The following is a 14,177-nucleotide window of genomic DNA, read 5'->3' as shown; positions in this document are numbered from 1 at the left end:
TATATTAATTACTTAGTATCCATAACCCGTCGCTGGCTGCAAGTAATCATCTGCCGGCGCTTGTTGGTTGTAGTTTGGATCGTATTGTTGCTGATTGGGATCAACATACTGCTCTTGTCCCGTTGTGTCGCCAGTGTTGCCAGCTCCATAATCATACCCCGTTCCTTGATCGTAGGTTCCTTGCTGATCATAGACTCCTGTCTCATCATATCCAGTTGAAGACTGGCTGCTATCTTCTAAAGCTGTGCCGTCTGAATCATTGTAAAACAGATTAGCAGCATTAGCGTCTGCCAAATTCGGCAGTGTATCAGCCGTTGGCAAATCTAATTGTTTTTTCAAACTATTTTGAACAGTCAGTAATTCGTTGGTACCAAGAATTTGATAGTAAATTTCATCAATAAGTTGGCTTTCACCATCTAATTGCTGCTGATCAATATTTTTAAATGCTGGCAAATAATTCGTACCTATATCAAGCATATCATCCCAGGATAAATCGGTCTTCATATTCTTTTCAACAGCTTTTAAAATTTTCCGATAATTGCTGACGCCATTGATAGACATAGCCTTATTTAAGATTTTAGTTACTACTTCACGTTGCCGTTTTTGTCGTCCAACGTCTCCATCAGGATCTTCATAACGCATACGAGCATAAGCTAAACCTGTTTCACCATTCAAGGTTTGTTTGCCTTTTGAAAGCTCGATACCGTCAAGCTCGAAGTCATATTGATTATCTACTTCGATGCCACCTACTGCATCAATCAAGTCTTTCAGACCTCGCATATTAATCGTTACATAATGATCGATTGGAATATCCAGCAGTTTTTCAATCGTATCCATAGACATACCTTCGCCGCCGTAAGCATACGCGTGATTCAATTTGTCATTCGTATCGTAACCCACGATTTCAGTCATCGTGTCTCGTCCAAGACTAACAATAGTTGATTTTTTTTGTTCTGGATTAACTGTTACTACCATCATACTATCCGAACGACCCTGTTCGTCCCGGCCTAAATCCCCAGTATCTACTCCTAGCAAAAGAATCGAGAACGGTTCCGTATTGTCGATATTTGGTGTATCTTTATCTTCTCTAGAGCTGTTTCTATTGACAGTCTGACGTATATTACTGACCATCTGACTAGCATCCTTCGTTACCTGAACAGCATAAATTGTTGCGCCTCCTACAAGGCAATTTATCAGGAGTAATATTGCAACAATGACTTTTTTCCAACGACTCATGGCACACCTCTATTTACGATTTTTACAGTTCATTTTCTCACATAGAAGAGCAGTTTTCAATCTTTTTCAAAAAGTAGCGACAATCTCTAAAACAAATTTTAAGTTTCTAATAACCTAATTCTCTTGCGGGCACTAAAAAAGACACTCAATAAAATGAGTGTCAGGTAGTTAAAAAATTATTTAGCTGCTTCAAAGTTTTTGTTTACTTGATCCCAATTTACAACATCCCAGAAAGCGGCAACGTAGTCGGGACGAACGTTTCTGTATTTTAAGTAATACGCATGTTCCCAAACATCCAAGCCTAAAACAGGTGTTTTACCTTCTGAAAGAGGATTATCTTGGTTTGCTGTAGACATAACTTCTAGTTTGCCATTATTGACAACTAGCCAAGCCCAGCCAGAACCAAAGCGACCAGTTGCTGCAGCTTTGAATTCTTCTTTCAATTTCTCAAAATCGCCGAATGCTTCATCAATCGCATCTTTGATTGCACCAGTTGGTTTGCCACCGGCATTTGGTGCCATGATTTTCCAGAAGAAGCTGTGGTTAGCATGACCGCCGCCATTGTTGCGAACGGCTGTTTTGATATCATCAGGTACTTCATTTAAATTAATCATCAATTCTTCAATTGATTGTTCACCAAGTTCAGGGTATTTTTCAATCGCTGCATTCAAGTTAGTCACGTAAGTGTTGTGATGTTTTTCGTGATGCAAATGCATCGTTTCTTCATCAATGTAAGGTTCCAACGCGTCGTATCCGTAAGGTAATTCAGGTAAAGTATAAGCCATTTTTTATTTCCTCCTTAGAAAATAGGTACATTAGAATCATACCAAATTATCTAACCTATTACAAAGTATATGCTTACTTTTCTTTAGTATTTGATGAAGTTTCTTCAATAATTTCGACTTTTTTGAAGATAAACACCTTGCTGAATACATAATTGGCCACCACTACTACGATTTGCGTGATTATTTTCGCCACTAAATTTCCAGTACTTAAAAGGTCGATAAAAATATACATGCAAGCCATATCCATACCAAAGGAAATAATTCTAGCAAATAGAAACTTGCTGAATTCCCAAGCCAAGGCTCCGAAAGTTTCAGTTTTTGACTGGAATACCCATAGCTTATTTGTTACAAAGGCAAATAAAACCGAGCAAATCCACGAGATTGTGTTGGATATCGGCCAGCTTAAGTCGAACAACTGGTAAGCAATAGTGAAGCTTACAATATTAACAACTGTTGCCAATCCACCAAAAAACAAGTAAATAAATATTTCCCAAAGCTTTTTCTCTTTCAGATAGCTTTCAAATTTTCGATAGTAGTCCATTCACTTTTCACCCTTCTCATAATTCCACTATGTACCTTACAGCAGTCCCCACCTATAGTCAATTCACACCATAAATTCTTTTATCTTTTTTTCCCATTGGCTTGTTATTGACTGAGTACTTCGCTACAATGATTGATAGATTGGAGCGATCATATGACATTTAGTCAATTAATTAAAGGAGCGACCTTTCGCTTTTCTACTTTAAAAGATGCAAAAACTATTCCTTTCTGGAAAGCAATTATTTACTTGATTGTTTTGAGCGTGTTTTTAGCCCTTCCTATAGTTTACGAAGGGATGCAGGTACTTGAGGAAATAAAATCAGATAGTACAAAAATTGCGCAAAAGGTTCCAGATTTTCAAATTGAAGACGGTGAGATAAAAACAGCTGGAACAGCAGAAGGCTTTATCTACCAAACAAATTCGATTATTTTAACTTTCGACCCTGAAGGCAAACGAACAGAGAAAGATGTAGCCAATGATTTAGTCGGAAACTATTTTAGCGTTGGTTTATTGAAGAATGAAGCTGTTTTGGTACTGCCTGACATGGGTGGTGTCAGCACATCGCTTTTCGGAGACAATGTTTTGCGCTTTTCTTATGACAACGAGCCTTTTAATGATCTGAACGGTAAAACCTTACGTGCAGAATTAGAAGATCTGCAGTTGCCAATGTGGGCGCCGGTTGTTATGTTGCTGGCAGCACTTTATCCGACGATTATTAGTTTAATTGTTACTTTGCTGTTTACGGCCATCGCAGGACACCTGTTTGCGAAGCTTCGTCTGCGCCAAGTCACTTTTTTTGAAACTTTTAAGACAATTATCTTTTGCGCAACGATTCCAACTATTTTGTCGATGGTCATTATGCTATTTGATGCTACTTTCGATTACAGCATATTGATTACTAGTCTCAGCGTCTTTATCTTTTTCCAAGTAAGTAATCACTATCCGCAAATGAAATTACCGAACGCTTAACTGCTTGCGACTCTGTAAGCAGTTTTTTTGTTGAAGATTTGTTAAAATAGAAATTGAGGTGAACAATATGCAAAAACCAATTATTTATTTACAACGACCATTTCGCGAAGAGTTTATAGCAAAAATCAAAGAAATTGCACCAGACTACCAAGTAAACACTGAATTATCTGATGAAGAATTAGCAAATGTCGAAATCACAGTCGGCTGGAAAAAGGAAAAAGAACTGGCTCTGTTGAATCATTCCAACTTAAAATGGGTGCAAGCGGTGTCAGCTGGAGTCGATTATCTGCCTTTGTCCGAGTTTGAGAAACACGATATTTTATTGTCCAATGGTAGCGGTATCCACGCCGTGTCAATTAGCGAACACATCATCGGAACATTGCTAGCCTATTATCGCGGACTGAATCAGTCCACCAAAAACCAAATGGCTAAAAAATGGGATCAAGCTGGTATTCATTATGATCAGCTTTCAGGCAAAAATTTGCTGGTCGTTGGCACTGGCCATATCGGTAAACAGCTATCTGCTTCCTTGGAAAGCCTTGGTGTCAACGTTTATGGAATAAATACTACAGGTCGACCTGTAGATGGTTTTATCGAAACCTATTCGATTAAAAATCTTTCAAAAATTGTGGAAGGTATGGATATTGTGGTAGGGATTTTACCTGGAACTGAAGCTACTTATCATATTTTTAACAGTGATATTTTCAATCATATGAAAGCTTCAGCTATGTTTGTAAATGTCGGACGCGGTGATACCGTTCATACAAAAGAATTAGCAACTGCACTAAAGGATCAGCAATTGGCTTTCGCTGCATTAGATGTTTTTGAAGAAGAACCATTACCGGTTGATAGTCAATTGTGGGATTTAGAAAACCTATTGATCACTCCCCACATTTCAGGAATGACCGTTGATTTTCAGCTGAAGTTTATGAATATCTTTTTGAAGAATTTGAAGAATTATGTGGAAGATGGAGAGTTGGTTGAGAATCAAGTTAGGTTGAAGCGCGGGTATTAGCTGGGGATACACTACAGATAATAAACAAAAATACAAACAAGGTGCAAGAAAACTGATATAAAACAAAAATAACTAGGCACTATTGCTGTGGTAAGTACTGCTATGATAGTGCCTAGTTACTTTTGCAATTCCACCAACTCTAATTGATGAAGAGCCAGAAAAGCTGTGGCTGATTTTTGAAGAATTTTCTCTCCTAATTTCTTGCTTTCAGATGCGGCTAATTTCATAACCTTTTTTTATAGCAAAGTCAATATTTTATCATTTTTTTACACTATGCTAAATTGATTTAAATTAGTTGACATTAGTTCTCCAAACCAAAATTCTTCCAACTTTACTTTTTGGCACTCAATCTTTGGATTAATGTTTGCGCCCCAATTCCAGCTAACATAAAAAATATCGGAAGGTACTGTATTAAGTACCTAGACCTGCCACCTTCAAAAATCAACAAATATAAAAATATTCCGATAACAGACAACATCATGATATAAATTAACTGTGACATTTTCTTGTCACTCGTTTTTATGAATACTGTAAACAAAGAGCTAGATAATACACCTAACCAAATGATGTGCATAAAAAAACGAATATTATTTACACGATTACCTTGTTGATAGTACCAATCCCTCAAGATTGATTGAAACTTGGAAGTTGCCACCTCACCTGGAACCTGAGGTCTGCCATCTCTTCCCCAACCAAAATCACCATTACTTGTATTATTGAAGTGTTTTTTCATCAAAAATTTCATATACCCCAAAAAACCAAAATCTTTAAGTCGCATTCGTATTTCTTTACTAATATACGCCTTTTTGTTCTCTTTCCCGTTGATAGCATTGACAGTATCCACGTCTTCCTGATTGTATCCTCCATCGTTCTTCATACCCATCATTATAAAATGAATGGACGGTTTTGCTTGTTCATCATCAATGCTAACTAACTTTTGATGATTCAAAAAAAGATTAAAAAAAATTATTGCAGATAAAAAAAGGATAATAGATTGAATAAAAACAAATAATTTGTGCACCTGAACACTCTTTTTTTCCTCATAAATTAACTCAACTGCTTTAAATAAAGTCCACGCAATAAAAAAAATAATTGAGGACGGTTTTAAAAGAAAAGCGAGACCTATTAGAACACTTAATAGTATTCTTAAGACTACCTTGGCAGATTTTTTTATTGAGCAACGGTAAATACTATAAATTAAAAAAATTGAAGAGATTAACCCAAATGAAAATGTATCCGTATAAGGTACTAATATCCATGGTGATAAACTAAGTGAAAAAAGCGAAAAATAAAAAACAGTATATCCAATTTTCACTGAAAAAAGATTACTTGCTGCTTTTGATAAGACAACAAAACTAATATCTAAGACAAGAGCATTGAAGAGTTGCCAATGTACCCAACCAATATTACCAGATACTAAAAAATTCATTATCTTATTACAAAGATACATAATGAAAAAAAAGAAGGAATTATTGGGATTGATGGACAAGTAATTACTAATGTATTCACTATCTGGCATGGCCTGTACACCACCATATATTGAACCAACATCCCAACTTATAGGCGCTGAAACAGTTTTAATTACAATTAGCTGAGCGATAAAAACAAGGATAGATAATAACAGAGTTATGATTCTACGATTCGCCCAGAATCGGTCTTTTAAATAGAGGAAAGCATTATTAAGTCTGTAACGAAATCCCTTGTAAACCATTACGCAGCTTACTAAAAAAAACACGAATAATAGAACCAAAAGAGGGCCTGCCTTCATATCAGGACTAAAAAGAATCGAACTTCTGAAGCTTCCAAAAAGAGTAATGATCATAGAAAAACAAAACAACAATATAACACTTTTTTCAATAACATTTTTTAACATTTAAGAACTCCTTAATCTTTAGAACTTTTTTCTTTGGCGATGTAAATTGGCCTTTTCTTCGTCTCCAAAAATATTTTTCCTATATACTTTCCAATAATCCCTAAAGACAATAACTGCAATCCACCAATAAACAGTAAGATAGATACTATAGAAGGCCAGCCGGAAGTCGGATCACCGAATATCAAAGCACGAAAAACGATAAAGATCAAAGCAATACCAGACCCTACACAAGATAATGCACCTATAAAAGAAGCAATATTAAGAGGCGCATCCGAAAAATTGATAATTCCATCAATTGAGTAATTGAACAATTTCCAAAATGACCATGATGTTTCTCCTGCAGAGCGTTCTCTGTTCTCGAAAGAAATGTATTTAGTCTTGTATCCAACCCAGCTAAAAATCCCTTTAGAAAAACGATTATACTCTGTAACTTCTAACACTGAATCGACCATTTGTCTTGTCATTAGTCGAAAATCCCTAGCTCCATCCACCATATAGGTATCGCTGATTTTGTTGATTAAATGATAAAACATTTTCGCAAAAAAACTGCGAATAGGTGGTTCACCTGCACGGTCTGCACGTCTAGTACCAACACAATCGATGTCTGAGTTCTCGATCATTTGAACCATTTGCGGTAATAATTCCGGCGGATCCTGCAAATCAACATCCATCACCGTAACTAAATCTCCCGTGGATGCTTGTAGACCTGCATACAAGGCGGCCTCTTTACCAAAGTTACGTGAAAACGAAATAAAGCGTACTTTAGATCCTTCACTAGAAGGTAACTGCTTGATAGCTTTCAATGTCCCATCCTTTGAACCATCATCAACAAAAATATATTCAAAAGTTTTTCCAGTAAGCGGCTGAATCTTTTCCATCTCCGCAAAAAAAAGAGGAATCGCTTCCTCTTCATTAAAGCAAGGAACAATAATTGACAACATTCTATTCACCTCTAGGCTTCACTAAATTCGTATTTTGGCTCGTCCAGATTATCATCATAATCCACGACCAAATCATATCTTTTAAAAAACCATTCGTCTGCTTCTTCAACAAAGAAAAGCATATCACCAACATTTTCAGTAATCAATGGTTTTTCTGGCGTATCCACTGACATCCCTACAGAAAACCCATCATGTACCTGAGTTTTCCCATAAACTTTACCATAAAATTTTATTCCTTGACCTTCATTAACGACAATTTCTTCTTTAAACCATTTTTGTGCAGCAGGTGTGACTGTTAATTTCATTAGTAAGACTCCTATCCATTCATTTTCTCATCAAGATAATCTACGTCTTCGTTTAGGCCAATCACGACTAAGTGATCATTTTGCTGAACGATTTCTTCAGCTGGCGGAGAAACAATTGGCTCATCATTGTTTCGGCGAATAGCAACAACATTCAAGCCAAATTTTTGGCGGAAGTCTAGCTCTTGCAGCGTCTTCCCATAAAACTTCTTATTCGTCACTACGACTTCAGCCAGAGAATATTCTGCCGAAAGCTCTAAATAATCCAAAATGTTTTTAGAGACTAAATTATGAGCGATACGATAGCCCATATCTCGTTCCGGATGGACTACCCGGTCCGCGCCGATTTTCTCTAACACTCTTGCATGGTATTCGTTTTGAGCTTTTGCCAGAATATTCGGTACGCCCATCTCTTTACACATAAGCGTTACTAGAATACTCGCCTGAATATCTTCACCAATTGCCACGATCACGTGGTCAAAATTACGAATGCCTAACGAACGTAGCGTCATCTCATCTTGAGCGTTAGCAACCACGGCATGAGTCGCAATGTTCATATACTCATTTACGCGATCTTCATTGCTGTCAATTGCCAATACCTCTTGTCCTGATTCTACTAAAGTTCGACAAATACTACCACCAAAACGACCAAGGCCGACAATTACAAAACTTTGCTTCATGCGCTATCTCCTTAAGCTTTAAAATTTCTAGATTCAATAGTTGAACTAATATCTGCTTTTCCCAGTATAACAAAGAGCGGATTAATAAAACAGAGGAATTCCTCTATTTTATTAATCCGTGTTTGAAGGCATAAATAGCCGCTTGGGTTCGGTCTTCTACTTCCAACTTGGCTAAAATATTTGATACATGTGTTTTGACTGTTTTTAATGTAATAAAAAGTTCATCAGCAATTTCTTGGTTGCTCATTCCTTGAGCGATCAGCATTAAGATTTCTTGTTCTCTATTCGTCAATTCCTCATGCAAGACATGACGATTGCGATTTGACAGCTGCTCCATCATCTTAGTAGTAACTTCAGGTTCTAGTACTCGTTCGCCCTTATAAGTAGCTCTGATTGCATCCGCAATTTCATGAGCTGTCGATGTCTTCAGCAAATATCCTGAAGCACCTGCCTCAATTGCCGGATAAACCTTCTCATCATCTATAAAGCTCGTCACAATTAAAATCTTCGCTTCCGGCCAATCGCCTAGAATTTTTTTCGTGGACTCAATGCCATCCATTACTTCCATCACCAAATCCATCAAAATGACATCCGGTCTCAATTCAAGGGCCTTGTCGTAACCCTCTTCACCATTTTCTGCTTCCCCAACTACTTCGATATCACTTTGAATCGATAGATAAGAAGATACACCTAACCGAACCATTTCATGATCATCTACCAACAACACTCGTATCATGTTCTGCCTCCTTCACTAAAGGAACTTTAATTTCTACACTAGTTCCCTGTCCTTTAAAACTAATTATTTTAGTCGTGCCGCCTATACCTGCAATTCTTTCGCGAATATTTCTTAATCCATAACTGCCAGCGTGCTCATCATTGGCCTCAAAACCAACACCATCATCAATGACTCGTAAGCTGATACTCTGACCAATAATTTTCAAATAAACCTCAAGCTCAGTCGCTTTCGCATGACGCAACGTATTTGAAAGCAACTCCTGGACCACGCGAAACAACTGATCCTCAATAGAAGAGGATACTTGAATATCTTCCACATCCCATTTCAAGCGAATTTGAATCTTGGTTTGCAATTCCTTCAATAATTGTTCAATCCCTTGCCGCAAGCTTTTCCCTTCCAGACTAACTGGTCGCAAATGAAGCAGCAACGCACGCATCTCAGATTGAGCAGCATTAATAATATCCGCTACCATTGCCAATTGCTTCTTATACGGCTCCAGTTCTTCTGAGTGCTGCGATTGCTCATTAAGGGCAGACATCATCATCATTGCCGCAAAGAGCTGCTGAGAGACCGAATCATGCAATTCCCTAGCCAAGCGATGCCGCTCTTCTTCTAAAATCTTTTCCTTGGTTGTTCCATCAACCAGTTGAGGCTGGCTGCTTAACTGCTGAAGCTCCCTAGACATGCTTACCAGCTTCTGCTGGATTTTTTTAATGTCATCATTAATTAACAGCAAATTTCTTGTCTGTGACATTCCCGCATCCAAACTAGGATGATCGTAGTCACCAGAAGAAAGACGCTGCAATTTTTCTTCAATTTTATCAAATTGCTGCTTCTGAAGAAAGGCAATTAATAGATAGACTACAATACCTACAGTCAGCGCAATCATTAACAGATGAATAATCAAAGGGATATAGAAAATTTTAGCAGCAATCAGCTGACCAATCAAATTTTTCTTCCCAATCGCATACATGTACATATAAATAGTAGAAATCAGTAGCAAGAAAGTCGTTAAGCCCGAATAAAGCGACAAGTGAACGCGAGAAAATTTACCAATCATACGCGAATCACCTCAACGTCACCCAGTAAAGAATTCGTGATTAGCTTTAAACGTCTAGGACTATCATCATAGTCTTCACTGTACATCTTTAATGATTCGTTTTTGAGAGCAATCTCCTCTTCTTCAAAACGCACTTTCCCATAAAACGTCGCATGCTCAAAGAGTATTCCGACACCATAAGGAACCAAAACTCTCGTTCTGCCAAAAACCTTACGGATAATTACAACACTATCCTCTTTGGGCAGCAACGTATTCCCCAAATCAACAATCGTGTCTCCAGCAATCAGATCCACATTGATATCGTCCCACTCAAAAACTTGATTGCCAATTCGCTCATTACCAAACCAGGATTGTTTCTTTCTCTCACCCTGATGCTCCGTTGGATTTTCTGCCTCAACGATGATCATTTGCTTTTTATTCCTTAAAGAATAACTAGGGAAAGATACTCCAGCAATTTCTACTCCTTTTAAGCCAAGGAATAAAATAGCGAAAATCAGCATTAGCCAAGTGGCTGGGCTGTTCACTAAGCAAATTACTAAAATCAATGAACCTAAAATCAACTGAAATTTCCGTCGGCGATTTTTTCGTAATCCCCAATAAATATTTAAAATCCCAAATACCACCATAATTAATACCGGCGGATTGGATGAAACTTGCCACAGCAGAAAAACTGCGAGCAATAGTTCAATAATGATAAAAAAACGCCAAGGACTTCTCACAACATTCTCCCCCTGAATTGTTTATACCTTATTCTACTTGTTTTTCATTTTGAATACTATCGGACTTTAGTAGGACATAAGAAAAGCTTCACGAAGATTAGTTCGTGAAGCTTAATATCTTAATCCTGGTAATAACCAAAAATTAATCCACCTTAGTAATTTTCACTTGCATATCGCCACCTGGCGTTGCAATAGCAACCACATCGCCAACTTTTTTCCCGATAACCGCTTGTGCGATTGGAGAATCGTTAGAGATTTTGCCAGAGAATGGATCGGCCTCTGCCTTACCTACAATTGTATACTCTTCTTCATCACCATTTGGCTGTTCAACAAAAGTAAAGGTTTTTCCGATTGAAATCTCACCGGAATTAACATTATCATTATCAATGATTTCAGCAAAACGGATCATGTTTTCTAGCGTACTAATCCGACCTTCAACAAAAGCTTGTTCATCTTTAGCTGATTCGTACTCAGAGTTTTCCGACAGGTCCCCAAAACTACGAGCTATTTTGATCCGCTCAATAATTTCCCCGCGTTTTACCGTTTTCAATTCCTCTAACTCTTGTTCTAATTTTTCTTTTCCTTCATGTGTCATTGGATAAACTTTTTCTACCATAATTCTATTTGCTCCTTCATTCTAATAAATTACGAAAGGTAATCCTTTGTAGAGTTGATCCACAAAAGATTACCACGTAATTCAGTATTTGTAAATTAGTAAAACTAATTATTATTTACATATTTTTCAACTAACTCCATATGCTCATCGTAAGTCTTCGCATAAAAGACTTCACCAGTAGAAACGTCCGCTACAAAGTAATAAAAATCGTTAGCCGTTGGTTCCAATACCGCCATTATAGCATCCTGGCTCGGGCTGTCAAACGGCCCTGGCCCATAGCCGGTATTAATGTACAAGTTATACGGAGAATCGATCTCTGTATCCTTATAAGTAACTAACTCTTTGTGCTCACCTAACGCGTACAAAATTGAAATATCTGATTGCAATGGCATTTCCGCTTCAATCCGATTGAAGAAGACTTGGGCTATTTTCTTACGATCGTCAGTAGTTACCCCTTCTTTTTCAACCAACGAAGCTAGGGTCATGACTTCTTGAACCGTCATTCCCTTTTCTCTGATCGTACTATAATAAGGCGCCATTACTTGACTCGTGGCATCCACCATCTGAGTAACCAGTTCTTCCAAACTATTACTCTTCAGTACATTATATGTTGCTGGGAATAAATAGCCTTCTAAGCGATATCTCACACCTTCAGCATTCCCTGCATCCGTCAATAAATCTGGATACTGTTCCTTCAGCTGATTAAAGAACGTTTCATCATTCACTAAGTTAAGGAAATCTTCCTTGCTGAACTCAGTTTTCTTAGCTATTAATGTACCAATTTGATCCACATCATAGCCTTCAGGAATCGTCAGTTTAGATGCGTCATCTAACGGTACTGCACTGCCGCCTTGCTGCAACTCTTTTCCAATCTGATCTAAAGTCATATTAGGAGAAAACTGATAATAACCCGCCTGAAAATTGGTTAGGTTTTTAAACTTCGTATAGAAATTAAAAACTAATCCATCACGGATAATATCGTCACTTTCTAAAATTTCGCCAATCTGACGATTAGATGAACCACTAGGTATCTCTACTTGAACCAGTTTTTCATCATTTGTATCTAAAGGTTTTAGTCCTGCACTGACATAATTATACCCTGAAATAGCTGAAATTCCAGCAATAATCAATATCGCAACAGTCAAAACATAGACGATCTTTCGAACGACTCGATCCTCTTTTCTACGTTCTGCTCGCTTCAAATTGCTCTCCTCACTTAACTTTTCTTCATATTCATCGTAATCGATCTGACGAATCTCTTCTATTTTCTCACTAAGTTTTTCAAAAATAGTCGGTTCATCTACTTCCGATTCCTCAGTCAATGCAATCGCTGTGGTCTGTGCTGCCTCCTCAATTTTTTTCGATTGAGGTACACTCACCTTCTTAGCGGTTGGCTTTATCTTTTCCTTAATAATCGGGTCTTGTTTTGGAGCATAAGGACGTTCGGCCTTTTGAATTGATCCGTCATCCTGTTCAGTCTCACGCTTTTGCCGATTTTCTTCTAACGCACGCATAATCTGTTCTTTAAAAGAACCTTCTTCTGAGTGTGTGTTCTGCACGTCAGACAAAACAACTCCCCCTTACTTCATGTCATAACTTTGTATATTATACATGAAAGTAAAGGAGAGTGAAACGGTATTCGATGTTTCGTAATAATTTTTACACTTTTGTAGTATCCTTCTTGTCGGAAATCTCATTATAAACATGGTAAAGGTTCAATTCATAGTCTTTCTTAGCATTGGTTACTACTGTATCTAAGATTAAGCCCGTAATAAGTAACAATAAAGCCAATGTCATCAGACCAGTTGCTAAGACCGACGATGGCAGCTTCGTAATAAATCCAGTCCGAACAAACTCAGTAATCACTGGAATACCCGTAATTAATCCCAATAAAAAGAAAAACACCGTAAAAATCGAGAAGAACAGCATTGGTTTGTAGTCTTTACACATCTTAACAATAGTTAACAACACTTTAATCCCATCAGAAACAGTGTCTAGCTTCGATTCGCTGCCTTCCGGACGATCGCGATAATCCACCGGAATCTCAACTAATTTAAAGCGCTTGTCCAAAGCATGAATAGTAAACTCGGTTTCAATCTGAAATCCAGAGCTCATTACCGGAAAACTCTTCACAAACAACTTGTTAAATCCCCGATAACCCGTCATTACGTCTTTAATGTTTGCATTATAAAGACGGTTAATCGTATTTTTCACCAAATTATTCCCAAAATCATGGAAAGCTCGTTTATTTTCTTCAAAATAAGTACCATTAGACAACCGATCACCAATTACCATATCTGCTCGATTCTCTCTTAAGGCCTTTAACATATCATGGGCAAATTCGGCTGGGTAAGTATCATCACCATCCACCATCAAATAATAGTCGGCGTCAATATCAAAAAACATTTGACGAATAACATTGCCTTTCCCTTGACGCGGTTCCTTGCGAACAATTACTCCTTCATCCAAGGCTATTTCATAAGTATTGTCAGTAGAATTATTGTCATACACATAAATATCCGCTTCCGGGAGTTCTTTTTGGAAGTCGTTGATTACCTTTTTTATGGTCAATCCTTCGTTGTAGCAAGGAATTAGAATTGCTATTTTTTCAGTCATTTTGTTATCTCCTTTAACTCACATTACGCTCTATCTAGAATACAGGAAAGAACAAAAAATATCCATATAAAAATAGGGTAGAGGGGAA

The 14,177-nt window shown here is 37.5% G+C and carries 15 protein-coding genes; 2 read left to right on the top strand and 13 right to left on the bottom strand.

Annotation, left to right across the window (positions count from 1 at the left end):
* Positions 1–12: 12 nt before the first annotated feature.
* The 3 genes from JZO70_RS21225 to JZO70_RS21215 all read right to left on the bottom strand — a co-directional run bounded on the left by JZO70_RS21225 (position 13) and on the right by JZO70_RS21215 (position 2,562).
* Positions 13–1,236 (bottom strand): LCP family glycopolymer transferase, encoded by a 1,224-nt coding sequence (locus tag JZO70_RS21225; RefSeq protein WP_207675700.1) that lies wholly within the window; start codon positions 1,234–1,236, stop codon positions 13–15.
* Positions 1,237–1,412: 176 nt separating this feature from the next.
* A complete protein-coding gene (locus JZO70_RS21220; protein ID WP_207675699.1) occupies positions 1,413–2,021 on the bottom strand; it encodes a superoxide dismutase in 609 nt (202 codons plus the stop codon).
* Between the two features lie 73 nt (positions 2,022–2,094).
* A complete protein-coding gene (locus JZO70_RS21215) occupies positions 2,095–2,562 on the bottom strand; it encodes a GtrA family protein (RefSeq protein ID WP_207675698.1) in 468 nt (155 codons plus the stop codon).
* Positions 2,563–2,715: 153 nt separating this feature from the next.
* On the opposite strand from JZO70_RS21215, the gene JZO70_RS21210 reads away from it, so the two are divergent.
* Complete coding sequence (locus JZO70_RS21210) at positions 2,716–3,531, top strand: DUF1189 domain-containing protein (protein WP_207675697.1); 816 nt, start codon at positions 2,716–2,718, stop codon at positions 3,529–3,531.
* A gap of 67 nt (positions 3,532–3,598) precedes the next feature.
* Positions 3,599–4,546 (top strand): phosphoglycerate dehydrogenase, encoded by a 948-nt coding sequence (locus JZO70_RS21205; RefSeq protein WP_207675696.1) that lies wholly within the window; start codon positions 3,599–3,601, stop codon positions 4,544–4,546.
* Between the two features lie 331 nt (positions 4,547–4,877).
* Here JZO70_RS21205 and JZO70_RS21200 read toward each other — a convergent pair whose 3' ends face one another.
* The 10 genes from JZO70_RS21200 to JZO70_RS21155 all read right to left on the bottom strand — a co-directional run bounded on the left by JZO70_RS21200 (position 4,878) and on the right by JZO70_RS21155 (position 14,089).
* Positions 4,878–6,419, bottom strand: coding sequence for a glycosyltransferase family protein (locus JZO70_RS21200; RefSeq protein WP_207675695.1), 1,542 nt, complete (start codon positions 6,417–6,419; stop codon positions 4,878–4,880).
* Between the two features lie 11 nt (positions 6,420–6,430).
* Entirely contained in the window at positions 6,431–7,360 is a 930-nt protein-coding gene (locus JZO70_RS21195) for a glycosyltransferase family 2 protein (RefSeq protein ID WP_207675694.1), read from the bottom strand.
* 11 nt (positions 7,361–7,371) lie between these two features.
* Positions 7,372–7,665, bottom strand: a complete 294-nt coding sequence (locus tag JZO70_RS21190) for a HesB/YadR/YfhF family protein (RefSeq protein WP_207675693.1) — start codon at positions 7,663–7,665, stop codon at positions 7,372–7,374.
* Between the two features lie 11 nt (positions 7,666–7,676).
* Positions 7,677–8,342 (bottom strand): potassium channel family protein, encoded by a 666-nt coding sequence (locus tag JZO70_RS21185; RefSeq protein ID WP_207675692.1) that lies wholly within the window; start codon positions 8,340–8,342, stop codon positions 7,677–7,679.
* A gap of 103 nt (positions 8,343–8,445) precedes the next feature.
* Complete coding sequence (locus tag JZO70_RS21180) at positions 8,446–9,078, bottom strand: response regulator transcription factor (RefSeq protein WP_207675691.1); 633 nt, start codon at positions 9,076–9,078, stop codon at positions 8,446–8,448.
* A complete protein-coding gene (locus JZO70_RS21175) occupies positions 9,053–10,138 on the bottom strand; it encodes a sensor histidine kinase (protein WP_207675690.1) in 1,086 nt (361 codons plus the stop codon). Before JZO70_RS21175 ends, JZO70_RS21180 begins: the two co-directional genes overlap by 26 nt.
* Complete coding sequence (liaF, locus tag JZO70_RS21170) at positions 10,135–10,857, bottom strand: cell wall-active antibiotics response protein LiaF (RefSeq protein WP_207675689.1); 723 nt, start codon at positions 10,855–10,857, stop codon at positions 10,135–10,137. Before liaF ends, JZO70_RS21175 begins: the two co-directional genes overlap by 4 nt.
* Positions 10,858–10,999: 142 nt before the next feature.
* The gene (gene greA, locus JZO70_RS21165) at positions 11,000–11,473 is read right to left on the bottom strand and encodes a transcription elongation factor GreA (RefSeq protein ID WP_207675688.1); all 474 of its coding nucleotides are present in this window, start codon (positions 11,471–11,473) and stop codon (positions 11,000–11,002) included.
* A 104-nt stretch (positions 11,474–11,577) separates the two neighbouring features.
* Positions 11,578–13,041, bottom strand: coding sequence for an endolytic transglycosylase MltG (mltG, locus tag JZO70_RS21160; protein WP_242704067.1), 1,464 nt, complete (start codon positions 13,039–13,041; stop codon positions 11,578–11,580).
* 91 nt (positions 13,042–13,132) lie between these two features.
* Positions 13,133–14,089, bottom strand: coding sequence for a glycosyltransferase family 2 protein (locus tag JZO70_RS21155; protein ID WP_207675687.1), 957 nt, complete (start codon positions 14,087–14,089; stop codon positions 13,133–13,135).
* Positions 14,090–14,177: the final 88 nt, after the last annotated feature.

It is taken from the genome of Candidatus Enterococcus moelleringii (genome assembly GCF_017377575.1).
Lineage (GTDB): Bacteria > Bacillota > Bacilli > Lactobacillales > Enterococcaceae > Enterococcus_A > Enterococcus_A moelleringii.
Note: the sequence above shows the minus strand (reverse complement) of the source record. Positions and strands in the feature narration are given on the sequence as shown.